The following is a 25445-nucleotide window of genomic DNA, read 5'->3' as shown; positions in this document are numbered from 1 at the left end:
CGACGGAAACGGCTCGGGGCTATTCGCCCACGGTTTCCGCGGCCTCCAGCCAGGCCATTTCCAGGTCTTCCTTTTCCAGCTCGACGCCCCGCAGGGTGGCATTGAGCGTGGAGACCTCGTCGAACTTCATGGCCTCGGAGGCCACCGCCATTTGGGAGTGGAGCTTGGCGACCAGTGTTTCAAGCTTGCCCATTTGGCGCTCGATGCGGTTCAGTTCCTTGCGGGCTTCGCGCTTTTCCGCTTCGCTGGGGCCGGTGGACTCGGCCGCCGCGGCGGGGCCGGACTTGTCCGTGGGCGCACCGGTGCTGCCGCCGCCCTGTGCGCCGGAGCGGAGCTCCAGGTACTGGTCGACGCCGCCGGGCAGCCCTCGCAGCTTGCCGTCGCCCAGCAGCGCGACCTGGTGGTCGGTGACGCGCTCGAGCAGGTAGCGGTCGTGGGAGACCACCACAAGGGTGCCCGGCCAGCCGTCGAGCATGTCCTCGATGGCGGCCAGGGTGTCGGTGTCGAGGTCGTTGGTGGGCTCATCGAGCATCAGCACGTTGGGCTCCCCGATGAGCAGGCGCAGCAGCTGCAGGCGGCGGCGCTCGCCACCGGAAAGCTCCTTGACCGGGGTCCACTGCTTGTCGGTGCCGAAGCCCAGCTGCTCGGCCAGCTGGCCGGCGGAGACTTCCTTGCCGCCGACCTCGAAGGACATCCGCTCGGCCTTGATGACCTCGATCAGGCGCATGTCCTTGACCTCGTCGAGCTCCTTGACCTCCTGGGTGAGGATCGCGGTCTTCACGGTCTTGCCGCGCTTGATGACCCCGCTGGTGGGCTCGATCTGGCCGTTGAGCAGGCGCAGCAGCGTGGACTTGCCCGCGCCGTTGACGCCCACGATGCCCACGCGCTCCCCCGGGGCCAGGCGGAAGGTGATGTTGTTGAACAAGGGCTTGGGCGTGCCGAAGTCCAGGGACACGTGCTCGAGGTCCAGCACGTCCTTGCCCAGCCGGGCGGTGGCCATCTTGTTCAGTTCCACGGTGTCGCGGGCGGCTGGCACGTCGGCGATCAGCGTATTGGCGGCCTCGATGCGGAACTTGGGCTTGGCGGTGCGGGCCGGGGCGCCGCGGCGCAGCCAGGCCAGTTCCTTCTTGACCAGCTGCTGGCGCTTGTTCTCCACCACCGAGGCGGTGCGGTCGCGCTCGGCGCGGGCCAGCACGTAGGCGGCGTAGCCGCCGTCGAACGGGTCGACCGTGCCGTCGTGGACTTCCCAGGTCCGCGTGCAGATCTCGTCGAGGAACCAGCGGTCGTGGGTGACCACGAGCAGCCCGTTGGCGTTCGCGCGCCAGCGGTTCTTCAGGTGCGCCGCCAGCCAGGCGACGCCTTCGACGTCGAGGTGGTTGGTGGGCTCGTCGAGCATGATCACCTCGTGCTCGCCGATGAGCAGCTTGGCCAGGGCGACTCGGCGCTTCTGGCCACCGGAGAGTGAGTTGACCTCGGCGTGCCAGTCGACCTCGCCGACCAGCCCGCCCATGACCTCGCGCACCAGCGGGTTGGAGGCCCACTCGTGGTCCGCGGCCTCCCCCACGATGGCGGTGCCCACGGAGAGGTCCCCGTCGAGCACGTCGGACTGGTCCAGGTAGGCGACGCGCACGTCTCCGCGCTTGGTCACCCGGCCCTCGTCGGGGCTCATGCGTCCGGCCAGCAGGCGCATGAGCGTGGACTTGCCGTCGCCGTTGCGCCCGACCATGCCGATGCGGTCCCCGTCCTCGAGTCCCAGGGACAGCGAGTCGAGGACGGTACGGGTGCCGAAGGACATCGAGACGTTTTCGGCGCCGAGCAGGTGGGCCACGGTTTGGTGCTCCTTTTGTTACGGGGTTTCGATGGGTGTGGGCAGGATGCCGGCGCCGGGGACCGGGCCGTGGACCTGCAGGGTTGCCACGCCCGCTTCGTCGGACAGCTGGGCGATGATTTCCGCGCCGTGGGCCTGGTCGCGGGCGAGCAGTGCCAGGGTGGGACCGGAGCCGGAAACCAGCGCGTGCAGGGCGCCGGCGGCCTCGCCCACGTCGCGCACCACGCCCAGTTCCGGCGCCAGGGCCAGGGCGGCGCGGGTCATGTCGTTGACCAGCAGGGGTGCCAGCGCGTCCAGGTCGCCGTCCAGTAGCGCCCCGATCATGCGCGGGTCGACCTCGCTGGGGGTTTCGACCTGCTCGTTGGCCCGCAGCCTGTCGAGCATGCCGTACACCCGCGGGGTGGACAGCCCGTAGGAGGCCGGGACCAGCACCCAGTCGGTGCGCGTGCGCAGCAGCAGCGGCGCCAGCTCGTCGCCCACGCCCAGGCCGACGGCCGCGCCGCCGTGCAGGGCGAAGGGGACGTCGGCGCCCAGGCGGGCGCCGAGGCGGGAGAGTTCCTCGCGGTTCAGCCCGGTGCCCCACAGTGCGTTGCAGGCCACGAGCGCGGCGGCGGCGTCGGCCGATCCCCCGCCCATGCCCCCGGCGATCGGCACGCGCTTGGTGATGCACAAATCGACCCCGGCGTAGTGCCCGGTGTGTTCGCGCAGCAGGGTTGCGGCCTTGACCACCAGGTTGTCCGGGCCCAGCGGGAAGGACTCGGGGTCAGAGACCGCGGTGGAATCCGGGTGCAGGAAGACCTGGATTTCCTCGTCTTCCCGCGCGGTGGCCGAGACGTCCTCGTAGAGCGAGACGGCCAGGTACAGGCTTGCCACGGAGTGGTAGCCGTCTTCGCGGGGCGGTCCGACCCGGAAGTAGCAGTTGATTTTCCCCGGGGCCCGGGCAACAACGGCCTGGGTCATGGGGCGGCCGGTTCGTGGGCGACCTTTGCCTCGGCAATCGCGGCGAACTCGGCGATGCCCAGCTTCTCACCGCGGGCCTGCGGGTCGACGCCGGCGGCCACCAGGGCGGCCTCGGCCAGTGCCGGGGATCCGGCCCAGCCGGCCAGGGCGGCGCGCAGCGTCTTGCGGCGCTGGGCGAAGGCCGCGTCGATGACCGCGAAGACCTCGCGACGGGTGGCGGTGGTCTCCGGCGGGGTGCCGCGTTCGAAGCTGACCAGCCCGGAGTTGATCTTGGGCGCGGGCCAGAAGACGTTCATGCCGATGACCCCTGCCTTGCGCATGGTGCCGTACCAAGCACCCTTGACCGAGGGCACCCCGTAGGTCTTGTTGCCCGGGTGCGCGGCCATGCGGTCGGCGACCTCGTCCTGGACCATGACCAGGCCGTGCTGCAGCGAGGGGAAGTGCTCGAGCAGGTGCAGTACCACGGGCACCGCGACGTTGTAGGGCAGGTTGGCCACCAGGGCGGTGGGCGGGTGCGGCAGCTCGGTGACCTTCATGGCGTCGGAGAGGACCACCGTGAGGTTATCGGCTTTTTCCGGGCGCATTTCGGCGACGGTCTGCGGCAGCCGGGCCGCGAGCTTGGGGTCGATTTCCACCGCGACAACGCGGGCGGCGGCATCGAGCAGTCCCAGTGTCAGCGAACCGAGGCCGGGTCCGACCTCGAGCACCGTCTCGGTCGGATCGAGCTTGGCGGTGGCCACGATGCGCCGGATGGTGTTTCCGTCGATGACGAAGTTCTGCCCCAGGGTCTTGGTGGGGCGCACGTCGAGTTCACCGGCAAGGCGGCGGATCTCGGTGGCGCCGAGCAGTGGAGGCGGGGTCGATTCTACGGAAGTCACGTCTCAATCCTAGTTCAGGGGCCCGTGGCCCGCCGACCGGGGCGACCCTGGGGGCCGGTCACGGGGATGTTGCTGCCATGAACAATGGGTCCCGCCCCCGGTGGAGGCGGAACCCATGGTTCATTGCGAAATCAGGTGCACCCTGCAATGGTGCGTCGGGCCGGTTGGCCCTGGAGGTGGCTAGCGCAGGCCCAGCTTGCTGGAGCATGCCGGCCAGTGTCCCCAGCCGCCGCTGCTGCGCAGCACTTCGGCCGTGGCAACCTGCTCGGATGGCGATGCCTGGTGCGGCAGCGGGGCGTACTTGCCGCCGCCGGCACCGAGCCAGCTGCTGGCGGAGAACTGCAGGCCGCCGTAGTAGCCGTTGCCGGTGTTGATCGACCAGTTGCCGCCGGACTCGCACTTGGCCAGCGCGGCCCAGGTGCTCGAAACGCTGCCGGGGGTCGAGGTCGTCTTGGACTCGGTCTTGGGCTTGGGCTTCGGCTTGGTTCCCACGGAGACCTCGGCGTCGACGGCCTTGGTGGTGACCTTGTCGCTGGCGAGTTCGCGCTTGGATTCCTTGCCGTCGCGCAGGGTCACGGTGTAGGTGAGGGTGCGTTCGCCGTCCTTGCCCTCTTCCAGGGTCTTCCTGGTGCCGACCAGTGCGTCGGAATCCTTGACGGTGTCGGTGCCGTGGGCGATGACCTTGGTCTCGGTGACGGTCTTGGTCTTGACGCGGACGATCTTCAGTTCCATGTCATGGGTGACGGCGTCGGAGCCCTTGGCGTTGAGCTCGTCATCCTTGCCCAGGGAGATCTTCGCTTCCTTGAGCGCCGCGCCAACCGTCTCGGCGGTGGTGTTCAGCTTCTTGGTCTTGCCATCGGCCTTGATCGAGACATCCTTGGGAGTGGAAATGTCGATCGGGGTGACCAAGGAGGCGAGGGACAGTGTCCGGCCCTGCTCGATCTGTGCCTTTTCGGAAAGGTTGAGTTGGTCCACGACGTCTGCCACGGTCAGCCCGGTGGTGTGCACGACGCGGTCCACGCCGTCGATGTTCACGTTGACTTCCTTGTGGCGCTTGATGTCGATGACGGCCCCGTCGGCTACCGGTGCATCCAGTGCCGGGGTGATGACATCGAGCTCATCGAGTGTGATCGATGAGTCCTCCAAGACTTCTGCCACGGTGGCGGCGCGAGTGGTGATGCTCTGGCTCTCGCCATCGACGGCCACGGCGAGGGTCTTGTTGCCTCCGACGAACATGACCAAACCGAGTATCAACGCGGTCAAAACGGCTGCTTGCGCGCCGATCTTCACCCAACGATTCTTAAGGGCATTCTGCACAGGATTCCAAACTTAGGTCTAACCCGGGCACGGGGGCAGATCGATGCGTACACGGCGGGTGAACGGTTGCTCCCGGCAAAACCGGGCGCAGCCCACCGTGTGCCCATTGATTGGTGCGAGCACAATCCAATTCATTTCATCTGTCGATGTCGCGCTGCGGAGCAGGGTTTCCCCTGCCGCAGGCAGAATCAAATGCACCCGGGAACCTTCCCCGATCCCGGCTACTAAAAACCAACCGTAACCGAATCGTAATAAGGCCGCAAGCACTTCGTGCTTGCCTTGTGCACAAAATGGGCTAAAAGTCCCCGTAGACACGCCTCGTGTTTGCGGCCAGCGTCCGGCAGTATTCCTCCAGGTCCGCACCCATGGATTCGGCCATGAAACGCACCGTCTGCGGGATCAGGTAGCTGGCATTCGGACGACCCCTGTAGGGGTGCGGGGTGAGGAACGGGGCGTCGGTCTCCACCAGCACCAATTCGGGGTTGGCCACCGACAATGCATCGCGCAGGTCGTGCGAGTTCTTGAATGTCACGGTGCCGGAGAAGGAGAGGTACCAACCGTTCGCATTGCAGATCCGGGCCAGTTCCGCGTCGCCGGAAAAACAGTGGAAGACCACGCGCTCGGGAAGTTCCTCGCTTTCCAGGACGCGCACCACATCGAGATGTGCGTCACGATCGTGGATTTGCAGGGCCTTGGAGTGCTCGCGGGCGATGCGGATGTGCTCGCGGAAGGAGTGTTCCTGAGCCGGGCGGCCGGCCTCGCCGGTGCGGAAATAGTCCAGCCCGGTTTCGCCCACCGCACGCACGCGGTCGTGCGCGGCCAGCTCCTCGATCCGGGCAATCGCACCCTCGAGGTCCCCGGTCGCGGCCAGGCGCGCGGCGTCGTTGGGGTGGATGGCCACGGCCGCCAGCACGCGCGGGTCCTGCTCGGCGGCGCGGAGGGCGAATTCGGAGGATTCCACGTCGCAGCCGACCTGGATGACCCCGGGCACGCCCACCGCATTCGCCGCGTCCAGCGCCTGGGCGACGGTGACATGGACCGAACCGTCACGGAAATCCAGGTGAGTGTGGTTGTCGGGCACGCCAAAGGGCAGCGGCGCCGGGGCCGGAGGGTAGGAGAGGTCGCGCTTCTTGCCTTGTTCGTCCTGGGTGCTGCGGCTCGGCGCCCCGGATTCGACCGCCGCCGGGGTCGGCAGGTAGGCCGCCGGCACCGCCCGGGCCAGTGAGTTTTCCACTTGCTGGTTTGCCGTTGACATGGTTGCCACGTCCCCTTCGTTACGTGCCCCGGCCTCCCGGGACAATGAGCACTCGCCCATCCAGCGTACGCGGATGGGCGACTCGGCGGCTTCAGCGTGATGCAGGGCACAACATTGGCGGTATCGTGGGGATGAAGGGCTATGACGGCCCGCCGATCGGATGCGCTCCAGGAGGACGTTGCATGTCGCTTTCCACCGAGTCCCAGGTTCTTCCCGCCGACGAATTCGGCCGGGTCTGCGAAAAAGTGCTGGCCGGGATTGCCACGGTGATCGATGGCAAGGCGGAGGTTGCGCGCACCGCCCTGACCGTCCTGCTGGCCCAGGGGCACCTGCTGCTGGAGGACGTGCCGGGGGTCGGCAAGACGATGCTGGCCAAGACCCTGGCGAAGTCCGTCGACTGCACGGTGCACCGCATCCAGTTCACCCCGGACCTGCTGCCCTCGGACGTGACGGGCGTGTCGATCTTCAACCAGAACACCCACGAGTTCCAGTTCCGGCCCGGCCCGGTCTTCGCACACATCGTCATCGGCGACGAGATCAACCGGGCCAACGCCAAGACCCAGTCCGCCCTGCTCGAGTGCATGGAGGAGGGACAGGTCACCGTCGACGGGATCACCCACCGGCTGGAGACCCCCTTCATGGTGATCGCCACGCAGAACCCCATCGAACTCGAGGGCACCTTCCCGCTGCCCGAGGCACAGCGCGACAGGTTCATGGCCAAGATCTCCATGGGCTACCCGGACGCCGCCGCGGAGATGGCGATGCTCGAGACCCACCAGTCCACCTCGCCGCTGGACGACCTGCAAGCGGTGCTGGACCTGGACGCGCTGCACACGCTGATCAACACCGTCGCGGCGGTCTACGTCTCGGAGCCCGTGAAGGAATACGTGGTGGCCCTGGGCCGGGCGACGCGCGAGCATTCAGACATCCGCCTGGGTGCCTCCCCGCGTTCCCTGCTGCAGCTGCTGCGGGCGGCCAAGGCCGAGGCCGCGCTGAACGCCCGCGACTACGTGCTGCCCGAGGACGTGCGCAACATCGCCGCCAAGGTGCTGGGCCACCGGCTGATCCTGCACCGCCGGGCCGAGGCCGCCGGCGCCAACCCCGAATCCATCCTGGTGGCCATCCTCAACGCGATACCGGTGCGCGCCGGGGCCCGCGGCTAGGGCCGGGCGCGTTAGAGACCAGGCGAGACAAGCATGAGCACCAACGCCGCGGAACCCAACGAGTTCCGCGAATCCCCCACCCACCACCGCTTTTCCATCGCGGAGAAGCCGACGACGCTGCGCGAGAAGGTCCACCTGGGCTTCCTCACGGCCCGCGGCTGGGGGCTTTTTGCCTCCGGGGCCATCGCCCTGCTGCTGGCCTTCCTGCTGGGGCGGCGCGAGCTGCTGGCGATCTCCCTGTTCCTGCTGCTCACCCCCCTGCTGGCGGCCTTCCTGCTGCGCTTCGGCAATCCGGCGCTGAGCGTGGAGCGGACCTTCAGCCCGGCGCAGGCAACCACCGATTCCCCGGTGCGGGTGCGGCTGCACATCACCCACTCCGGACGCGCCGGCGCCTCGATCCCGCTCACCGACACCCTGCCCGAGGACTTCGGCAAGGGCCCGGAGTTCAGCTATCCCTCGCGCACCGCGGTGCAGGGCTCGGGCAGCTGGTACGAGTACCGGCTGCGGCCGGCCACCCGCGGCATCTACGCTGTCGGGCCGGTGCGGGCACAGGTTGCCGACGTCTTCGGGCTCGCCGCCCGGCCCGCCGCCCTCGATGCGCCCAGCGCCCTGATTGCCCTGCCGGTGTGCGAGGCGCTGGAGCCCACCGGGATTCCCGGCGAACACGGCTCCCACGGCCAGGCCGCGTCCAACCGCCGGCTGACCCCCGATTCCTTCGAGGTGATGACCCGCGAGTACCGGCCCGGGGACACCGTGCGGCGCATCCACTGGCCCGCCACCGCCAGGCGCGGCTCGCTGATGGTGCGCCAGGAGGACTACCGGGCCACCCCGCGCGCGGTGATCATGCTCGACCGCTCCCGCGCGGCCTTCCTCGCCCAGGGCGTGGGCACCGAGCCGACCCTGCAGATCCCGCAATTCACCTCCGCCCCCAAGGACTCCAGCCGGAGGTTCGAATGGGCACTGCACGCGGCGCTGGGCGTCGGCGCCTACCTGGCGCAAACGGGGTTCGGGATCGACCTGATCGACCACCGCGGCCAGGGCATCAACGACGTGAGCGCCTCGGGCACCGAGGACGCCGACGAGCTCTTTGCCGGGCCCCACGCCACGTCCCGGATGCAACAGGCGCTCGCGGCCCTGGGCCTGGAAGACGCCGGGATGGTGCGCCGGGAGAGCGACCGGGCGACGCTCGCCGCAGCCCTGAAGGAACGCATGCGCGAGCGCGGCGACCGGCTGGTGCTGATCCTGGGCGAGCCCACCGAGGAGCAGGCCGATGCCTGGCTCGAGGTCGTCGGGGCCCGCAGCAAGGTGACGGTGCTGTGCGTGGCCAACCGCGAGGACCACTTGCACCCGGTCATCTCGCGCTTCCGGCAGGCCGGCTGGTCCGCCGTCGCGGTGAACCCGAAGACCACGCTCGCCGAGGCCTGGGGCGCATTGGGGAGCCGGTCATGAGCACCGCGACCCTCCCCCGGACCCGCACCCCGGAACCGGCGCCGGCCGCCCGGACGCACCGGGCACCGGCCGCCGGGGTCCCGGCGGCCGCGTTCGCGGCGCTGGCCACGCTCGTGGCGATGCTCGGGGCCACCGCCTCGGTGCACGGGGTGGTCAGCGGCTGGGGATGGATGCTCCAGGTGTTCGTCGTCGTGGCCTGCATCGTGCTGGCCACCAACCTGGTGCGGTGCCTCACCTCCCGCCGCTACCTGGCGACGCTTGCCGGAGCCGTGGTGGCCGTCATGGCACTGACCTTCCTGTTCTTCTCCAACACCGCCTGGCTGGGCGTGGTTCCCACCGGGTCGACCTACCGCGCCCTGCTGAAGGTCTGGGCCATGGCCAACGAGCAAATGGGCTCCCAGGTGCCGCCGGTGCAAACCACCGGGGTGATCGTCTTCTCCGTCTGCCTCTGGGCCGCCGCGGTGGCCCTTGCCGTGGACACCCTGGCCTTCGAGCTTCGCGCCGCGGCCCTGGCCGGCATCCCGCTGGCGCTGCTGCTGTCCATCGCCTCGCTCTTCGAGCCGCACGGGGCCGGGATCGGAGCGGTGTGCACCACGGCGGTGGGCTACCTGCTGGTGCTGGCCGCCTCCCGGTGGCTGGCGGCCGGCACCCGCTCCGGCAAGCGCCGCGCCGTGGAACTCGCGGCCCCGCAGGGGGCCTCCGGGCTGCGGGACTCCCCCGCGCCGCGCGCCCGCGGGGCGCTGCTGCAGGGCGGCGCGCTCATCGCCGGTGCGCTCATCGCGTTGCTGCTGCTGCCCGCCGCCATTCCCGGGTTTTCCAAGGGCATGCTCACCGAGGGGACCCGTCCGTCCTGGGGCAGGCTCGCGACCAACATCGACCCGCTGATCGCGCTGGGCAACGACCTGCGCAACCGCTCCTCCGGCACGGTGCTGCGCTACTTCACCGATTCGGGTTCCCCCACCTACCTGCGCACCTCGGTGATCGGCCAGCTCGCGGCGGACCGCTGGCTGCCGGACCCCGAGACCTACCGGGTCCCGGCCACCGCGAACCTGGTGACACGCGCCTTCCCGAGCGCGTTCGAGTCCGCGCAGCCCGTCTTCACGCGGGTACTCACCGACCGGTACCGCGGCGCGTGGATGCCGCTTCCCGCCAACTCGATCACGCTCAACGGCCTGGGCGGAAACTGGGGATGGAGCCCCGACACCGGCACCCTGCTCGCCGCCGAGGACCAGGTGCCGGTGGCCGCCGACTACTCCGTGATGAGCGTGAACCCGGAGATCTCCGCACGAATGCTTCAGGACTTGTCGTCCTCGATTCCGCGCGGCTTCTTTGCCGAGGTCGACCCGCAATACCTGCAGCTGCCCGACGACGTCCCCGATTCCCTGGCCCGGGCCACCGAGGACGCGGTGGGCGACGCCGGGGCCGACCCGTACAACCAGGCCGTCGCCATCCAGGACTACCTTCGTTCGGCGGCCTTCACGTACTCCGAGCAGACCCCGGTCCAGGACGGCTACGACGGCAGCGGCATGGACGTCATCGATGCCTTCCTGGAGAAAAAGGCCGGGTACTGCGTGCACTTCGCCTCCACCATGGCCCTGATGTCCCGGGAGCTGGACATCCCCAGCAGGCTGGTCACCGGCTACGCCCCGGGCACCCCCACCGGGGTGTCGATCACCGGGCAGAACGGCACGGAACTGGCCGAATTCACCGTCAGCTCGCGCAACGCCCACGCCTGGCCGGAGCTCTACTTCCCCGGGGCCGGATGGGTGGCGTTCGAGCCGACCCCCGGGCGCGGGGTCCCGCCCGCCTATGCGCCGGCGTTGCCCGCACCCAGCGCCGGCTCCGCCCCGGAGACCAACCCGACCAACCCGACAAATTCCGCCTCGGCCTCCGGTTCCACCGCGGCCTCCTCCGATGCACCGGCTGCGGCACCGGGCAGCGGCCCGGGCGCCGGGACCCCGGGACCGGACGTGGCGCGCATGGTGTTGGTCGTGCTGCTGGCCGGGGCCGTGCCGTGGCTCGTGCGCCGGATCCAGCGCACCGGCCGCCTGACGCGCCTGCGCCGGCCGGGGCTCGCGGAGGTCCGGCGCGGCAGGGAAACCGGGCCCGCGGCGGCCTGGGCCGAGCTGGTGGCCCTGGGCCTGGACTACGCCTGGCCCATGCGCCTGGACGAGTCGGCCGGCGACTATGCCCGGCGCCTGGCCCGCACCTTCCCCGCGGCCGCCGAACCCCTGGCCTTGCTGGCCGGCGCCTACGAGCGCCAGCGCTACGCGCGCCCCGGCGCCGGCCCCGACCCGGCGGCGCTGGGGCAGGCCCTGGGCGAGGTGAAGCGGACGATCGCCGGCTCGATGGGCGCCGGCGAGCGCCTGGGGCGCGGGCTGTGGCCGCGTTCGCTCTTCGCCCCGCGCCCGCTGGAAGCGGCCGGCTACGCCTCGGCCCGGTAGCCGGCCAGGTAGTCGGCCAGGGCCTCGAACTGGTCCCGCGGCGCGAACCCGGCCGCGCCGATCTTGGCCAGGTCCAGGGTGCTGTTCGCGGGGCGCGGGGCGATGCCGGGGCGCGAGCCGTAGTAGGCGGCCGTGGAGGTCGGGGTGATCCGGCCGGGGTCCTGCCCCAGCACGGTGAAGACCTCCGCGGCGATGCGCGCCCAGGAGGCCGGCTCGCCCGAGTTGCTCAGGTTGTAGGTGCCGGCGGGCGGCCGGGCCTCCAGCAGGTGAAGGATCCCGGAGGCCACGTCCGTGGCGAACCCCAGTCGCCCGACCTGGTCGTCGACGACCGCGGGGTCGATGCCGCGCCCTGCCAGCCCGGCCATGGTGGCCACGAAGTTGTTCCCGTCCCCCACCACCCAGCTGGTGCGCACCACGTAGTGCTTGGCCACGCCCGCGACGATGGCGTCCCCGGCGGCCTTGGTCTGCCCGTAGACCCCCAGCGGGCTCGGGTCCTCGTCCTCGGTGTGCACGGTGCGTTCGCCGTCGAAGACATAGTCGCTGGAGAGGTGCACCAGCGTCAGGTCGTGCCGGGTGCAGGCCGCGGCCAGGGCGGCCAGCGCGGTGACGTTGGTGGACCACGCCTCGCGGCGGCCCTCGGCGGTCTCGGCGGCATCCACCCGGGTGTAGGCCGCGGCGTTGATGACCGTGGCATAGGCGGAGAAGTCCACCGCGGCCAGTTGCGCCGGATCCGCGATGTCCAGCTGCGCGCGGCTGCGGAAGTCGTAGCCGTCGGCCGGCGCCAGCGCGGCCAGGGCGCGGCCCACCTGCCCGTTGGCCCCCAGGACCAGCGTCCTGGGCGGGGCGACGGGCCGCACCCCAGCCAGGTGCGGGTGCCCCCTGTCGGCGTCGGAGACCGTGGCCTGTTCCAGCGCAATGGGCCAGGGGATGTTGGCCTGTGCGTCGGCGAGGTTCAGGAACGTGTATTTGTCGCGCGCGGCCTCGGTCCAGTGCTCGGTGACCAGGTAGCTGTAGCCGGTGTCGGGTGCCAGGGTCTGGAAGCCGTTGCCGACCCCGCGCGGGACGAAGACGGCCTGCCCCGGGCCCAGCCTGGTGCTGAAGCTCTTGCCGAAGCCTTCCCCGGCGCGCAGGTCGACCCAGGCGCCGAAGACCTCCCCGCCCACGACCGCGACGTACTTGTCCCAGGGTTCGGCGTGGATGCCTCGGGTGGTGCCGGGGTTGCGGTTGAAGGAGACGTTGTTTTGCACGGGCCGGAAGTCGGGCAGCCCCGCCGCCACCATCTTTTCGCGCTGCCAGTTCTCCTTGAACCAGCCGCGCGCATCCTCGTGGACGGGCAGCTGGACCAGCAGCAGCCCGGGGATCCCGGTCCGTTGCACCGTTGGCTCGTTCATGCCCCGTCCCCGATTTTTCCGGTTCCGTGGCCTTCGGCGCCCTGCGCGGCGGCCTGTTGCAGGTAGCGGTCCTCGGTTCCGGCCTTGGAACCCTCCCACCACCAGGGGTTCCGCCGGTACCAGTCGATGGTCCGGGCCAGCCCGGCGGAAAGGTCCCGGTGCGCCGGGCTCCAGCCGAGTTCCTCGCGCAGCACGGTCGCGTCGATCCCGTAGCGCAGGTCGTGGCCCGCCCGGTCCGCGACGGTGTCGAATGCCCCGGGGTCCTGGCCCATGAGGCCCAGGATCAGCCCCAGCACCTCGCGGTTGGACTTCTCCCCGTCGGCGCCGACGAGGTAGGTCCTGCCCACCGTCCCGCGGCGCAGGATCTCCCACACAGCCGAGGAATGGTCCTCCACGTGGATCCAGTCGCGCACGTTGGCCCCGGCGCCGTAGAGCTTGGGCCGCACCCCGTGCAGGATGTTGGTGATCTGCCGCGGAATGAACTTCTCCACATGCTGGTAGGGGCCGTAGTTGTTGGAGCAGTTGCTGATGGTGGCCCGCACCCCGAAGGAGCGCACCCAGGCCCGCACCAACAGGTCCGAGGCCGCCTTGGTGGAGGAGTACGGGCTGGAGGGGTTGTAGGGGGTCGACTCGGTGAACCGGGCGGGATCATCGAGTGCCAGGTCCCCGTAGACCTCGTCGGTGGAAATATGGTGGAAGCGCGTATCGTGGCGGCGCACCGCCTCCAGCAGCGTGTAGGTGCCCACCACGTTGGTGTCCAAGAACGGCCGGGGGTCGAAGAGCGAGTTGTCGTTGTGCGACTCGGCGGCAAAATGCACGACCGCGTCGGCCGCTGCCACCAGCTGCCCGACCAGCGGCGCATCGGTGATGTCCCCGACCACCAGGTGCAGGCGCGCAGCGGGTATCCCGCGCAACGATTCCTTGTTCCCCGCATAGGTCAGGGCGTCGAGAACGGTGATTTCGGCGTCGGAGTGCTCGATCAAATAGTGCACGAAGTTTGCCCCAATGAATCCCGCACCCCCGGTTATCAGGATTCTTTTCATGGTTGCAAGGCTAGCGCCCCTCCCCAAGCACGGCTAGGTGTGCCTACTATGGGCCCCATGAAGGGGATCATACTTGCTGGGGGCACCGGATCGCGCTTGCATCCGATCACACATGGGATTTCAAAACAGCTCGTACCTGTTTACGACAAGCCCATGATCTACTACCCGCTGAGCACGCTGATGCTCGCGGGCATCACCGAAATCCTGGTCATCACCACGCCGGGCGACGCGCACCAGTTCCGCGGGCTGCTGGGCAACGGGTCGCAGTTCGGGATCCGGATCGACTACGCGGTCCAGGAGTCGCCCGACGGTCTGGCGCAGGCCTTCCTCATCGGGGCCGCGCACATCGGCGACGGGCCGGTGGCCCTGGTGCTGGGCGACAACATCTTCTACGGCCCGGGCTTCGGGTCGCAGCTGGCCGATTTCCATGCCGACGGCGGGGCCTCGATCTTCGGGTACTGGGTCAAGGACCCGGGCGCCTATGGCGTCGTGGAGTTCAACGCCGAGGGCAAGGCGGTGTCCCTGGAGGAAAAGCCGCAGAACCCCCGGAGCCACTACGCGGTGCCGGGACTCTACTTCTACGACAACACCGTGATCGAGCGGGCCAGGGTCCTGGAGCCCTCGGCGCGCGGGGAACTGGAGATCACCGACATCAACCGCCAATACCTCGACGAGGGCTCGCTGCGCGTGAACGTGCTGGCCCGCGGCACCGCGTGGCTGGACACCGGGACCTTCGATTCGCTCAACGACGCCTCGAACTTCATCCGCACCATCGAGGCGCGGCAGGGACTGAAGATCGGCGTTCCCGAGGAGGTCGCCTGGCGCCGGGGCCTGATCGACGATGCGGCGCTGGAGGCGTGTGCGGCGAAGCTGGGCAAGAGCGGCTACGGCGACTACCTGCGCACGCTGCTGGGCCATGACTTCGAGGACCCCTACCACTAGCAAATGCGAACGGCGCCCCCGCCTCCGCTCCTCCCCCGCGAGGGGAAAGGGCGGAGCCGGGGGCGCCGTGCTGCGTGCGCCGGTGTTCCTAGCGTGCGGCGTACGGGTCGGCGATGCCGATGTACTGGGTGGTGGTGTACTCGGCCAGGCCCTCGGCGCCGCCCTCGCGGCCCAGGCCCGACTGCTTCACGCCGCCGAACGGGGCGGCGGCGTTGGAGATGACGCCGGCGTTGAATCCGACCAGGCCGAATTCGATCTGCTCCGCGACGCGGAAGAGGCGGTTGTGGTCGCGGGTGTAGATGTAGGAGGCCAGGCCGTACTCGCTGGCGTTGGCCAGTTCGATGGCATGTGCCTCGTCGCGGAAGGTGGTCACCGGGGCGACGGGGCCGAAGATTTCCTGGCGCAGGATCTCCGCGTCGTTGGCGACGTTCGACAGCACGGTCGGTGCGTAGAAGTAGCCCGGGCCCTCGACCGGGGCGCCGCCGGTCTCCGCAACGGCGCCTGCCTCGACGGCCTTGGAGACCAGCGCGTGGATGTCGTCGCGCGCACCGGCATCGATGATCGGGCCGACGTTGGTGCTGGCCTCGGTGCCGCGTCCGGTCTTCAGCGCACCCATGGCTGCGGCGAACTTGGCGATGAACTCCTTGGCCACGGACTCGTGGACCAGGAAGCGGTTGGCCGCGGTGCAGGCCTCGCCCATGTTGCGCATCTTGGCGGCCATGGCGCCCTCGACGGCGGCGTCCAGGTCGGCGTCCTCGAAGACCAGGAACGGCGCGTTGCCGCCGAGCTCCATGGAGGTGCGCAGCACCTTGTCCGCGGCGTCCTTCATGAGCATCTTGCCCACGGCGGTGGAGCCGGTGAAGGAGACCTTGCGCAGGCGGTCATCCTGCATCAGCGGGCCGGAGATCTTCGAGGCGCTCTTGGAGGAGACCACGTTGAGCACGCCGGCCGGCAGGCCGGCTTCCATCATGACGGCGGCGAAGAGCTGGGAAGTCAGCGGGGTGAGCTTGGCGGGCTTGAGCACCATGGTGCAGCCGGCGGCGATCGCCGGGGCGACCTTGCGGGTGGCCATGGCCAGCGGGAAGTTCCACGGGGTGATCAGCAAGCACGGGCCGACCGGCTTGGTCTGCACGATCATCTTGTTCTTGCCCTCGGGGGTGGTGAGGTAGCGGCCGTAGTCGCGCACCGTCTCCTCGGAGAACCAGCGCAGGAACTCGGCGCCGTAGGTGACCTCGCCGCGGGCCTCGGGGACCGGCTTGCCCATTTCCAGGCTCATCAGCAGCGCGAAGTCATCGGCACGCGCGGTGACCAGGTCGAAGGCGCGGCGCAGGATCTCCGCGCGCTCGCGCGGTGCGGTCAGGGCCCACTTGGACTGGATGGCGTCCGCGGCGTCGAGGGCGGCCATGGCGTCCTCGGAGGTCGCGCTGGCCAGGGTTGCAAGCACCTTGCCGGTGGCCGGATCGACGACATCGAAGGTTCCGCCGTCGGAGGCGTCGCGCCATTCGCCATTGATCAGCAAACCGGTCGGGACGGAGGCGAGTAGCTCGGCTTCGCGTTCGGGGGTAATGGTCATTGGGGCGTTCTCCCTTGAACAGTATGGTGTTGCGAGAATTGCAGGATCTTGTTGGTCTCCACGCTAGTGCCGCGGCAAGTCACTGTAAATTTCCAACTGCACTATGACGCAGCCCCCATTTTGTGCAGGTACCCCACGCGCGCCCCGACGGTGTTTCGGGGGCGCCGGGCCGCCCCGATTCGGCGGGCCGGAATCAGGCGCGGGCCTCGAGCACCGCCGCGTAGAGTTCGCGCTTGGACACCCGCTCGGTCTCGGCCACCGCAGCCACCGCCTCCTTGAGCCGCAGGCCCTCGGAGACCAGTTGCTGCACCTGGGCCACGTGGTCGGTGGCCCGCGCCGGTTCCCCGGCGGGCGCACCGGCGATGACCACGGCGATCTCCCCGCGGACCTCGCCCTCGGCCCAGAGCAGCAGCTCGTCGAGGCTTCCGCGGATCACTTCCTCGTACATCTTGGTCAGTTCGCGGGCGATGGCGCCCTTGCGCTCGGGCCCGAAGGCGTCGCGCAGCGCACGGACCATCGCGTCCAGTCGGTGCGGGGCCTCGAAGAAGACCATGGTGCGTTCCTCTGTCGCCAAATCCTGCAGGCGCTTGGTGCGCTCCCCCGCCTTGCGGGGCAAAAAGCCCTCGAAGGTGAACCTGTCGGTGGGCAGCCCGGACAGGGCCAGTGCGGTGAGCACGGCCGAGGGCCCAGGGACCGCCGTCACCGTGACGCCGGCGGCCACGGCGGCCTCGACCAGCTTGAACCCGGGGTCGGAGACCGCGGGCATGCCCGCGTCGGAGACCACCAGGATCGTGGCCCCGCCGGCCACCAGTTCGAGCAGCTCGGTGAGCCGGTGGGTTTCGTTGTGCTCGTGGTAGCTGATCAGCCGCCCGGGCACGCGGACGCCCAGGCCGGTGGCCAGGTGCAGGAAGCGCCGGGTGTCCTCCGCGGCCACGATGTCCGCGCTCTTCATGAGCTCGATCAGGCGTGGGGACGCGTCGGAAAGGTTGCCGATGGGGGTCGCCGCCAGGACGATCTGGCCCGGGGTTTCTTGAGTTTCCACGCCCCAAGCCTACTGCCCGCGCGTGCCGCCGGATCCCGTCGGCGGGCGCCGGTAGAGTGTTGACGGTGACTACCGCTTCCACGCAGAGACATCGGCGCTGGGTCCTTCCCCCGGCCGGCGCCTTCGGGATCGAGGCCCTGAGGGACCGCCTGGTGGGCCCGCTGCACCGGACCGGGATCTGGGGCTGGATCGTTCCGCTGGCCGTCACCGTACTCGCGGGGGTGTTGCGATTCACCAACCTCGCGCACCCGCACCTGCTGATCTTCGACGAAACCTACTACGTCAAGGACGCCTACACCATGATGCAGGCGGGCTACGAGCTGGAGTGGGGCGATGACCCCAACGCCGCCTTCATCGCCGGGCACCCGGAACCCGGGGACAGCGCCTCCTTCGTGGTCCATCCCCCGCTGGGCAAGTGGCTGATCGCCGGCGGGATGTGGCTGTTCGGCACCGACAACGGGCTGGGCTGGCGCTTTTCCGCCGCGCTTCTCGGCACCCTCGCGGTGCTGCTCTGCGCGCTGGTGGCCCAGAAGCTGTTCTCCTCGGTGTTCCTGGGCGGCGTGGCCGGCCTGCTGGCGGCCATCGACGGACACCAAATCGTCATGTCCCGCACCGGGCTGCTGGACATCTTCCTGATGTTCTTCCTCCTGGCGGGGTTCCTCGCCCTGCTCCTTGACCGCTTCCACGGGCGCGAAAAACTGGCCCGGGCCTTGTCGACCGCGGACGGGTCGCGTCCCGGGGACCGACTGCTGGCCTACGGCCCGTGGCTGTGGTGGCGGCCGTGGCGGCTGGCCGCCGGGGTGATGCTCGGGTGCGCGGCCGGGGTGAAGTGGTCGGCGCTGTCCTTCATTGCCGTCTTCGGGCTGATGACGGTGCTCTGGGACCTCGGCGCGCGGCGCCGCGCCGGGATCCGCCACTGGTTCCTTGCCGGGCTGACCCGCGACGGGATCCCTGCCTTCCTGCTCATCATCCCCACGGCCCTGGCGGTGTACCTGGCCACCTGGACCGGCTGGCTGCTCTCGGCCGACGGACGCTACCGCCGGTGGGCGGCGGAGAACCCCTCGGAAACCTGGGGCTGGGTCCCGGAGGTGCTGCGTTCGCTCGGTGAATACCACCGGGCGGCCTTCGCGTTCCACGAGGGCCTGGGCTCGCCGCACGGCTGGGAATCCTCGCCCTGGAGCTGGCTCTTTGCCGGACGCCCCGTGCTCTTCTTCTACGAGTCGCGGAGCAACGGCGAGTACGGGTGCACCAGCGCCAATTGCGTGCAGGCGATCACCGACCTGCCCAACCCGATCATGTGGTGGGCGGCGACGCTGAGCCTGCTGCTGGTGCTCTTCTACTGGATCGGCGCCCGCGACTGGCGCGCCGGGGCCATCCTGACGGGGCTGGCCGCGGGATTCCTGCCGTGGTTCGCCTACCCGGACCGCACCATGTTCTTCTTCTACACCCTGCCCTTCGCCCCGTTCCTCATCCTCTCGCTGTGCTACGTGCTGGGCAGGTTCCTGCCCACCGACCGCCAGGTGCCGTGGCACGCCCGCCGCACACTGTGGGGCGTGGGGATCTTCCTGGCCCTGGTCGTTGCCGTCTCCGCGTTCTTCCTGCCGGTGTGGACCGGGGACATGGTCACCTACGAGAACTGGCGCAACCACATTTGGATGCCCAGCTGGGGCTAAACCCTAAATTACTGGTGAGTAACATAGACTATGGCCCAGACCACATGACGCCCACCCCCAGGAACCAGCACACCATGCGCGAAGCCAGCACCCCACTTCTCACGGACCTGCCGCAGGAATTCAACACCACCCAATTGCTGATGGACCGCCTGGGGCGGGAAAACGACGCACCGCTTTTCAGCGTCAAACGCGACGGGTCGTGGTTCGACGTGTCCACCGCCGACTTCGTCGCGGACGTCCGCTCGCTGGCCAAGATGCTGCTGGCCGCCGGGATCGGACGGGGGCAAAGCGTCGCGATCATGTCCCGCACGCGCTACGAATGGGCGTTGGCCGAGCAGGCCATCTGGTTCGCCGGCGCGGTGTCGGTGCCCATCTACGAGACCAGCTCGGCGCACCAGGTGGCGTGGATCCTTGAGGACTCCGGGGCCCGCCACGTCTTCGCCGAGGATCCGGCGTGCGCCCGGGTCATCGGGCAGGCCGCCGGTTCCCTGGGCGAGGAGGTGACGGTGTGGAGCTTCGAGCAGGAGTCCTCCCCCGTGCCGGACGGCATCCCGGCCGCCGGCCTCCGGGACCTGGTTGCCGCGGGCGCCGCCGGCAGCATCGACGACGAGCAGGTCGAGGCCGCCAGGACCGCCGCCGGGCTGGGTGATGTCGCCACCCTGGTCTACACCTCCGGCACCACCGGGCGGCCCAAGGGCTGCATGATGACGCACGCGAACTTCTCCCTCGTTGCCGTGAACCTGGCCGCACACATGGCCCCGGTCCTGGGCGCCAACGAACGGACCTTGATGTTCCTGCCGTTGGCACACGTGCTGGCCCGTGCCGTGCAGCAGGTGTGCGTGCACGCCGGATCGACCATTGCCCACACCCCCTCCGCCGCGACGCTGGTGCAGGACCTGGCCGAGGTGCGGCCCGGCTTCCTGCTGGCGGTGCCCCGGATCTTCGAAAAGATCCGCGCCACCGCGGCGGGAACGGCACTGGCGGCCGGCAAGGGCCGGCTTTTCGCCCAGGCCGAGTCGGCGGCCATCGAATTCTCCAAAAGCGCCGACGCCCGCGCCCGGGGCCTCTCCTCGCGCCGCTCCCCCGCCCTGCTGGCCAGGCACGCGCTGTTCAACAAGGTGCTCTACCCGAGGCTGCGGGCGGTGCTGGGCGGCCGGGTGCGCTACGCGATCTGCGGTGCCAGCGCGCTGAACCCCGGGCTGGCCCACTTCTTCCGCGGCGCCGGCGTGGGCATGCTGGAGGGCTACGGCCTCACCGAGACCACGGCCCCCGCCACCGTGAACATGGCCGGGCACCTGCGCGTGGGTTCCGTGGGCATCCCCATCCCGGGAACCACCGTCCGCATCGCGCCGGACGGCGAGGTCATGGTCAAGGGAATCGGCGTGTTCGCCGGGTACCACCGCAACGCGCGGGCCACCGCGGAGGCCTTCGACGACGAGGGGTTCTTCAGGACCGGCGACACCGGGACGCTTGACGAGGCCGGGTTCCTGTCCATCACCGGCCGCAAGAAGGACATCCTGGTGACCGCCGGCGGCAAGAACGTGGCGCCCGGGCCGTTGGAGGAAATCATCCGCGCCTCGCCCTTGGTCTCCCAGGTGGTCCTGGTGGGCGAGAACCGCCCGTTCATCGCGGCTTTGTTGACCCTGGATCCCGACGAACTTGCACCGTGGTGCCGGGCCAACTCGCTGCCGGCGCTCTCCGGTGCCCAGGCCGCGGCGCATCCGGCGGTGCTCGCCGAGCTCCAGGGCGCGGTGGATGCCGCCAACGCCACGGTGTCCAGGGCCGAGGGCATCCGGAAGTTCGCGGTCCTGGAGGCGGAGTTCACCGAGGAGTCGGGCCATCTGACCCCCTCCCTGAAGGTGAAGCGGGCCAGCGTCATCAAGGACTTCGAAGACCGGGTCGAGGAAATCTACCGCCGCTGAAAGGTCCCGGATACGGCAATTCCCGGGTGTTTCCCGGCCCCGGAACGGGACCGGGAAACACCCGGGAATCATGTGTGGCCGATAGTGTGCCGGAAACGCTAGAGGCCGAAGACGCGCTTTTCCTGGCGAAGGCGCGAGCCCTCACGGCGCTTGGCCGTGGGCCAGGTGGCGATGAGGGTCACCAGCGCGGTGATGACCACCAGGCCGCCGATGCCGATGGCCGCATCGATCCAGAACTGCGGCGGGTAGAGCCGGATCAGCGTGTCCGAGTAGTTGAACGTCCAGGTGCCGTTGGCGAAGAAGATCCGGTGGAACGTGGTGAAGAAGCTGTCCCAGCCCAGGATCGCCAGGGTGGTGAGCCCGGCCAGCAGGACCAACGTGGCGACGGATCCGGCAAAGAGTCCGCGGCGGACGCCGCCGGCGTAGCGCTTGCCCAGGTATGCCAGCGCAATGAGCGCGATGACGCCCAGGATGGCCCCGCCCAGGTAGGTGAAGGACATGACGTTCTTGACGTCGGCCATGTGCTGGACCTCGGTGCCCAGGAAGAGCGGGTTGCCGTTGGGGTCGCGCAACTCACCCAGGTAGCGGTTGTCGGCGACGTTGTTCAGGAAGTCCACGCCGAAGGACCCGTAGGTCAGCCGGTCCGCGGTGGTGAACCCGAAGCTGTCGGCCGGGAAGCCGGGGCGCTGGTAGGCGATCCAGAGGAAGATGGGGCTTGCGACCAGGCGGATGGCCAGGATCAACAGCACGAAGGGGTAGGCGATGGCCAGCAGCACCTGCAGGGTGCGGGCCAGCGGCGGCTTGGATTCCAGGGCCGCCTCGCGGGCGGCACGGCGTTCGCGGGCCGCGGGGGTCGGCTCGGGCACCGGGGTGTAGGCGCCGAAGACCCGGCTGCGCGCCTCGGCGATCGCGGAGGCCGTTTGCGGTGTCGCCGGGACCACCGGGCGCGGCATCGCGCGGGTCTGGTCGTTTTCGGTCGCTGCCGCGGATCCGGCCGGCGCCGCCGACTTCTCGATCTTGGTGGTTTCGGGACGTGGCTCCACCGGAATCTTGGCGATGATGTCCTCGACCTCCTCGGGCTCCTCCACTTTGGGCTGTGCCGCCGGCTTGGCCGGGACCGCCTTCGCGTCGCCTGCCTTCGCGGGGGTTGCCGCGGCAGGGGTGGCCTTCTCCGTGTCGGCGGGCTTCAGGGGCGCGGGGGCGGCCTTGGCCGGGGACGCAGTTGTCGCGGTCGGGGCCTGTGCCGGCTTGGCCGGTGCACCCGCGGGCGCGGCCTCGGTCGTTGCGTCAGGCTTCGCGGCCGGAGCCACCGGTGCCTTCGTCGCGGCGGCCTTCTGCGCGGCGGCGGCCCGCGAGGCCACCAGCGAGGCCTCGATCTTGGCGGCGGCCGACGCTGCGGCCGCGCTCAATGAGCCGGTAGCCGAATCCGTCTTGGCCTCGGCACCGTGCACTGCCGGTGCGGTCGCCGGCGTTCCCGGCTTGCCGGTCTGCGATTCGTCCTGCTCAGCCATGCTTCTCCCTCAAAACTCTGACATGCGGTGCGCTTGCGGTGCGGGGCACGGCGGGCCACCATCACCCACTGCCAAACACAGTCCTAAGACTATCGAGCCAAGGGTTCACCCGGGGCCCACCAGCGCGTTTTGGGGTCCGCGTGTCTCTCCCGTGACGCGCGGGCGCCCGGATTCCAGGTGGCATGGCGTCCGGCCGTCGCCGGCGGCGGTCTCCGGCGGCGCTTCGCGGCCCCTCCCAGGACGTTAGTAGCGGTACATCTCCGGCTTGTACGGGCCGGTGACGTCCAGGCCCAGGTATTGCGCCTGAGCGGCCGTGAGCTCGGTCAATTCGACGCCCAGGGCCGCCAGGTGCAGGCGCGCGACCTTCTCGTCGAGGATCTTGGGCAGCACGTAGACGGAGTTCGCGTATTCGCCGTTGCCGGCCTTGGTGAACAGCTCGATCTGCGCGATCACCTGGTTGGTGAAGGAGTTGGACATCACGAACGAGGGGTGCCCGGTGGCGTTGCCCAGGTTCAGCAGCCGGCCCTCGGAGAGCACGATGATCGAACGCTCCCCCACGGTCCCGGGCTCGAAGGTCCACTCGTGCACCTGCGCCTTGACCTCGACCTTCCGGACGCCCGGGACGCGGGCGAGCGATGCCATGTCGATCTCGTTGTCGAAGTGCCCGACGTTGCCCACGATGGCCTTGTTCTTCATCAACTGCATGTGTCCGGCGGTGATGATGTCCTTGCCGCCGGTGGTGGTGACGAAGATGTCGCCGTAGGCCAGCACGGTTTCCAGGCGCGCCACCTGGTAGCCGTCCATGGCGGCCTGCAGCGCGCAGATCGGGTCGATCTCGGTGACGATCACCCGGGCGCCCTGGCCGCGCATGGCCTCCGCGGCGCCCTTGCCCACGTCGCCGTAGCCGCAGATGACCACGACCTTGCCACCGATCAGCACGTCGGTGGCGCGCATGATCCCGTCTGGCAGCGAGTGGCGGATGCCGTACTTGTTGTCGAACTTCGACTTGGTCACCGAGTCGTTGACGTTGATCGCCGGAAAGAGCAGGGTGCCGGCGGTGGCCATCTGGTTCAGGCGCATCACCCCGGTGGTCGTTTCCTCGCTGACGCCGAGGATCTTCTTGGAGATCCGCGTGAACTTGCTTCCGTCCCGGGCCAGGGAGGCTCGCAGGGTGTCAAGCACGATGGCGTGCTCGTGGCTTTCGGCGGACTCCGGGCCGGGCACCGCTCCGGCGGCTTCGTACTGCACGCCCAGGTGCACCAGCATGGTGGCGTCCCCGCCGTCGTCAAGGATCATGTTGGGGCCGAGCTCCGGGTCCTGTTCGGCCCCCGGCCAGGAGAGGATCTGCTCGGCGGTCCACCAGTAGTCTTCCAGGGACTCGTTCTTCCAGGCGAAGACCGGGACGCCTTCCGGGGCTTCGGGGGTGCCGGCGCCCACGACCACGGCGGCGGCGGCCTCGTCCTGGGTGGAGAAGATGTTGCAGGAGGCCCAGCGGACCTGCGCGCCCAGGGCGACAAGGGTTTCGATGAGCACCGCGGTCTGCACCGTCATATGCAGCGAGCCGGCGATCCGGGCCCCGGCCAGCGGCCGGGCCGCGGCATACTCGGCACGCAGAGACATCAATCCCGGCATCTCGTGCTCGGCCAGGCGGATCTGGTGGCGTCCGGCCTCGTGCAGGGAAAGGTCGGCGACCTTGAAATCGATGCCCATCGCCCCTACCGCCTAGCCCAGGCTTTGCGCGGGGATCGTCGTGGCCTCGGTGGCCAGCATGACCGGGATCCCCTCGACGATGTCGTAGCTGTAGGTTTCCCCGTTGGCCCCGGTGCCGGTGGACCTGAGGGTGTCCCCGTGCTGGACGAGGGTGGAACCGGTGACCGGGCAGCGGAGCTGGGCAATGAGTTGGGCTGAAAGATTCGACATGGAACCCAGTTTAGGGCTCCTGCTTCCCTTCGCGCAGCACCCGCAGGTGGCGCCGCGTCATGGACTGGGCGTTGCCCGGCTCGATGGCCGGCGGCGAGGTGCGTGGCGCCGGGACCTCGGCGGCGGGTGCGGGTGCGGCCTGGGCCTCGTTTTCCCGCACCGCATTGGCCAGCGCGTACAGGTCGTCGTTGCGCAACCGCCCCTGCTCGGGCAATGCCAGGCGCATGACTTCCCAGCCCAGCGGCACCGTCAGGCGCTCGGCATGGAGGGTGCACAAGTCGTAGCAATGCGGCTCCGCGAAGGTCGCCAAGGGACCCAGCACCGCCGTCGAGTCGGCGTACACATACGTCAGGGTGGCGATGGCCGGCTGGCGGCACGCCGAACGTGAACAAAGTCTGGATGATCCCACGGTTACACAGACTACCGCAGGGCGGCGGCCCGCCGACGGCGCACCGCCGTGCGGCAGGCGGATCCCGGGGACGCAAGGTGGCATAGGCTTGGTGCTATGTCCGGAAAACTGTCTATCGATTTGGACGGGCGCGATCCGGCCTCGCTGCACAGCGGGGACACCCGGGGCTTCGCCGCCCGCAAGCGCAACCGGCACGGCCGCGGCCGGCGCGGGCCCATGATCATGGCCCCGCTGCCCGGGGCGCGCACCCGTTCCGAGCGCTTCGAGGACCTGATCGTCGAATCCGCCGAACGCCTGGCCGACCGCTGGGGCGACCGGGTGACCTCCATCGACTTCCGCATCATGCTGGTCCCGAACGCCAAGGTGTTGGCCCGCGCGCAGGCGGCCGGGACCCGGGTGCCGTGGGCCACCAACCGCTCGGCGCGGCCAGGGCGCCCGGACCGCATCACGCTCTACCGCCGCCCCATCGAGGAGGCGTGCGTCCGCGGCCCGGAACTGCTGCCGGAGCTGGTGCACATGTCGATCGTGGAGCAGCTGGCAGATCTATGGGCCATGGACCCGCAGTCCATCGACCCCGAATACGGGGTATGGGGCACCGGCCCGAACGACTAGACAATATGTAAGTGAGGCCGGAACCTCCGCTTCAAGCCTTCGTGGTTTGCCTTTTCGGTCGGGTCTTGGCCTTGCAGCCAAACCGCTGTGGAATGGTAGTGCCACATTGAAGG

20 protein-coding genes are annotated in these 25445 nt (G+C 69.5%); 7 read left to right on the top strand and 13 right to left on the bottom strand.

The window, feature by feature from the left end:
• Positions 1 to 19 precede the first annotated feature (19 nt).
• The 5 genes from ACIPVK_RS05575 to ACIPVK_RS05555 all read right to left on the bottom strand — a co-directional run bounded on the left by ACIPVK_RS05575 (position 20) and on the right by ACIPVK_RS05555 (position 6238).
• On the bottom strand, positions 20 to 1828 hold the full coding sequence (locus ACIPVK_RS05575) for an ATP-binding cassette domain-containing protein (protein ID WP_407610971.1): 1809 nt from the start codon (positions 1826 to 1828) through the stop codon (positions 20 to 22).
• An 18-nt stretch (positions 1829 to 1846) separates the two neighbouring features.
• Positions 1847 to 2788 (bottom strand): 4-(cytidine 5'-diphospho)-2-C-methyl-D-erythritol kinase, encoded by a 942-nt coding sequence (locus tag ACIPVK_RS05570; protein WP_407610970.1) that lies wholly within the window; start codon positions 2786 to 2788, stop codon positions 1847 to 1849.
• Positions 2785 to 3666: a 16S rRNA (adenine(1518)-N(6)/adenine(1519)-N(6))-dimethyltransferase RsmA gene (rsmA, locus tag ACIPVK_RS05565; protein ID WP_407610969.1), complete on the bottom strand. Its 882-nt coding sequence runs from the start codon at positions 3664 to 3666 to the stop codon at positions 2785 to 2787. The genes ACIPVK_RS05570 and rsmA overlap by 4 nt, the downstream gene beginning before the upstream one ends.
• A 180-nt stretch (positions 3667 to 3846) precedes the next feature.
• Entirely contained in the window at positions 3847 to 4956 is a 1110-nt protein-coding gene (locus tag ACIPVK_RS05560; protein WP_407610968.1) for a transglycosylase family protein, read from the bottom strand.
• A 322-nt stretch (positions 4957 to 5278) separates the two neighbouring features.
• Positions 5279 to 6238, bottom strand: a complete 960-nt coding sequence (locus tag ACIPVK_RS05555; protein ID WP_407611041.1) for a TatD family hydrolase — start codon at positions 6236 to 6238, stop codon at positions 5279 to 5281.
• Positions 6239 to 6420: 182 nt separating this feature from the next.
• Here ACIPVK_RS05555 and ACIPVK_RS05550 point away from each other — a divergent pair, with 182 nt between their 5' ends.
• Genes ACIPVK_RS05550 through ACIPVK_RS05540 form a run of 3 tightly spaced genes read left to right on the top strand, consistent with a single transcriptional unit; the run spans position 6421 to position 11294 of the window.
• A complete protein-coding gene (locus ACIPVK_RS05550) occupies positions 6421 to 7401 on the top strand; it encodes an AAA family ATPase (protein WP_407610967.1) in 981 nt (326 codons plus the stop codon).
• 33 nt (positions 7402 to 7434) lie between these two features.
• Positions 7435 to 8850, top strand: coding sequence for a DUF58 domain-containing protein (locus ACIPVK_RS05545; protein ID WP_407610966.1), 1416 nt, complete (start codon positions 7435 to 7437; stop codon positions 8848 to 8850).
• A complete protein-coding gene (locus ACIPVK_RS05540) occupies positions 8847 to 11294 on the top strand; it encodes a transglutaminaseTgpA domain-containing protein (protein ID WP_407610965.1) in 2448 nt (815 codons plus the stop codon). The genes ACIPVK_RS05545 and ACIPVK_RS05540 overlap by 4 nt, the downstream gene beginning before the upstream one ends.
• Here ACIPVK_RS05540 and ACIPVK_RS05535 read toward each other — a convergent pair.
• Both ACIPVK_RS05535 and rfbB read right to left on the bottom strand, forming a co-directional pair.
• Positions 11276 to 12685: a sugar nucleotide-binding protein gene (locus ACIPVK_RS05535; RefSeq protein WP_407610964.1), complete on the bottom strand. Its 1410-nt coding sequence runs from the start codon at positions 12683 to 12685 to the stop codon at positions 11276 to 11278. The genes ACIPVK_RS05540 and ACIPVK_RS05535 overlap by 19 nt on opposite strands.
• Positions 12682 to 13728, bottom strand: a complete 1047-nt coding sequence (gene rfbB, locus ACIPVK_RS05530; RefSeq protein WP_407610963.1) for a dTDP-glucose 4,6-dehydratase — start codon at positions 13726 to 13728, stop codon at positions 12682 to 12684. Before rfbB ends, ACIPVK_RS05535 begins: the two co-directional genes overlap by 4 nt.
• 57 nt (positions 13729 to 13785) lie before the next feature.
• On the opposite strand from rfbB, the gene rfbA reads away from it, so the two are divergent.
• Positions 13786 to 14670 carry a glucose-1-phosphate thymidylyltransferase RfbA gene (gene rfbA, locus ACIPVK_RS05525; protein ID WP_407611040.1) on the top strand — a complete coding sequence of 295 codons (885 nt, stop codon included), beginning with the start codon at positions 13786 to 13788 and terminating at the stop codon, positions 14668 to 14670.
• An 88-nt stretch (positions 14671 to 14758) separates the two neighbouring features.
• Here rfbA and ACIPVK_RS05520 read toward each other — a convergent pair whose 3' ends face one another.
• Positions 14759 to 16243, bottom strand: a complete 1485-nt coding sequence (locus tag ACIPVK_RS05520) for an NAD-dependent succinate-semialdehyde dehydrogenase (protein WP_407610962.1) — start codon at positions 16241 to 16243, stop codon at positions 14759 to 14761.
• Positions 16244 to 16436: 193 nt separating this feature from the next.
• Positions 16437 to 17285 (bottom strand): 16S rRNA (cytidine(1402)-2'-O)-methyltransferase, encoded by an 849-nt coding sequence (gene rsmI / locus ACIPVK_RS05515; protein WP_407610961.1) that lies wholly within the window; start codon positions 17283 to 17285, stop codon positions 16437 to 16439.
• A gap of 65 nt (positions 17286 to 17350) precedes the next feature.
• Here rsmI and ACIPVK_RS05510 point away from each other — a divergent pair, with 65 nt between their 5' ends.
• Both ACIPVK_RS05510 and ACIPVK_RS05505 read left to right on the top strand, forming a co-directional pair.
• Positions 17351 to 18958, top strand: coding sequence for a dolichyl-phosphate-mannose--protein mannosyltransferase (locus tag ACIPVK_RS05510; RefSeq protein ID WP_407610960.1), 1608 nt, complete (start codon positions 17351 to 17353; stop codon positions 18956 to 18958).
• A gap of 74 nt (positions 18959 to 19032) precedes the next feature.
• Positions 19033 to 20880 (top strand): AMP-dependent synthetase/ligase, encoded by a 1848-nt coding sequence (locus ACIPVK_RS05505; protein WP_407610959.1) that lies wholly within the window; start codon positions 19033 to 19035, stop codon positions 20878 to 20880.
• Between the two features lie 98 nt (positions 20881 to 20978).
• Here the strand turns inward: ACIPVK_RS05505 and ACIPVK_RS05500 are convergent, their stop codons facing one another.
• The 4 genes from ACIPVK_RS05500 to ACIPVK_RS05485 form a co-directional block, all read right to left on the bottom strand.
• A complete protein-coding gene (locus tag ACIPVK_RS05500; RefSeq protein ID WP_407610958.1) occupies positions 20979 to 22391 on the bottom strand; it encodes a TIGR01906 family membrane protein in 1413 nt (470 codons plus the stop codon).
• 243 nt (positions 22392 to 22634) lie between these two features.
• Positions 22635 to 24101: an adenosylhomocysteinase gene (gene ahcY / locus ACIPVK_RS05495; RefSeq protein WP_407610957.1), complete on the bottom strand. Its 1467-nt coding sequence runs from the start codon at positions 24099 to 24101 to the stop codon at positions 22635 to 22637.
• A 12-nt stretch (positions 24102 to 24113) separates the two neighbouring features.
• Positions 24114 to 24311 (bottom strand): Trm112 family protein, encoded by a 198-nt coding sequence (locus tag ACIPVK_RS05490; RefSeq protein ID WP_407610956.1) that lies wholly within the window; start codon positions 24309 to 24311, stop codon positions 24114 to 24116.
• 10 nt (positions 24312 to 24321) lie between these two features.
• The gene (locus ACIPVK_RS05485; RefSeq protein ID WP_407610955.1) at positions 24322 to 24720 is read right to left on the bottom strand and encodes a DUF3499 domain-containing protein; all 399 of its coding nucleotides are present in this window, start codon (positions 24718 to 24720) and stop codon (positions 24322 to 24324) included.
• Between the two features lie 96 nt (positions 24721 to 24816).
• Here ACIPVK_RS05485 and ACIPVK_RS05480 point away from each other — a divergent pair, with 96 nt between their 5' ends.
• Positions 24817 to 25332, top strand: coding sequence for a metallopeptidase family protein (locus ACIPVK_RS05480; protein ID WP_407610954.1), 516 nt, complete (start codon positions 24817 to 24819; stop codon positions 25330 to 25332).
• Positions 25333 to 25445 lie beyond the last annotated feature (113 nt).

The sequence above is a fragment of the Paeniglutamicibacter sp. MACA_103 genome (genome assembly GCF_045798555.1).
Lineage (GTDB): Bacteria > Actinomycetota > Actinomycetes > Actinomycetales > Micrococcaceae > Paeniglutamicibacter.
The sequence above is the reverse complement of the archived record's forward strand: the minus strand, read 5'-3'. Positions and strand labels throughout refer to the sequence as shown.

Coding starts and splice junctions, on each gene's coding strand:
- ACIPVK_RS05535 (WP_407610964.1), bottom strand. CDS start 12,685: ATGAACGAGCCAACGGTGCAACGGACCGGGATCCCCGGGCTGCTGCTG.
- ACIPVK_RS05545 (WP_407610966.1), top strand. CDS start 7,435: ATGAGCACCAACGCCGCGGAACCCAACGAGTTCCGCGAATCCCCCACC.
- ACIPVK_RS05550 (WP_407610967.1), top strand. CDS start 6,421: ATGTCGCTTTCCACCGAGTCCCAGGTTCTTCCCGCCGACGAATTCGGC.
- ahcY (WP_407610957.1), bottom strand. CDS start 24,101: ATGGGCATCGATTTCAAGGTCGCCGACCTTTCCCTGCACGAGGCCGGA.
- ACIPVK_RS05505 (WP_407610959.1), top strand. CDS start 19,033: ATGCGCGAAGCCAGCACCCCACTTCTCACGGACCTGCCGCAGGAATTC.
- ACIPVK_RS05540 (WP_407610965.1), top strand. CDS start 8,847: ATGAGCACCGCGACCCTCCCCCGGACCCGCACCCCGGAACCGGCGCCG.
- ACIPVK_RS05490 (WP_407610956.1), bottom strand. CDS start 24,311: ATGTCGAATCTTTCAGCCCAACTCATTGCCCAGCTCCGCTGCCCGGTC.
- ACIPVK_RS05480 (WP_407610954.1), top strand. CDS start 24,817: ATGTCCGGAAAACTGTCTATCGATTTGGACGGGCGCGATCCGGCCTCG.
- rfbA (WP_407611040.1), top strand. CDS start 13,786: ATGAAGGGGATCATACTTGCTGGGGGCACCGGATCGCGCTTGCATCCG.
- rfbB (WP_407610963.1), bottom strand. CDS start 13,728: ATGAAAAGAATCCTGATAACCGGGGGTGCGGGATTCATTGGGGCAAAC.
- ACIPVK_RS05555 (WP_407611041.1), bottom strand. CDS start 6,238: ATGTCAACGGCAAACCAGCAAGTGGAAAACTCACTGGCCCGGGCGGTG.
- ACIPVK_RS05500 (WP_407610958.1), bottom strand. CDS start 22,391: ATGGCTGAGCAGGACGAATCGCAGACCGGCAAGCCGGGAACGCCGGCG.
- ACIPVK_RS05570 (WP_407610970.1), bottom strand. CDS start 2,788: ATGACCCAGGCCGTTGTTGCCCGGGCCCCGGGGAAAATCAACTGCTAC.
- ACIPVK_RS05520 (WP_407610962.1), bottom strand. CDS start 16,243: ATGACCATTACCCCCGAACGCGAAGCCGAGCTACTCGCCTCCGTCCCG.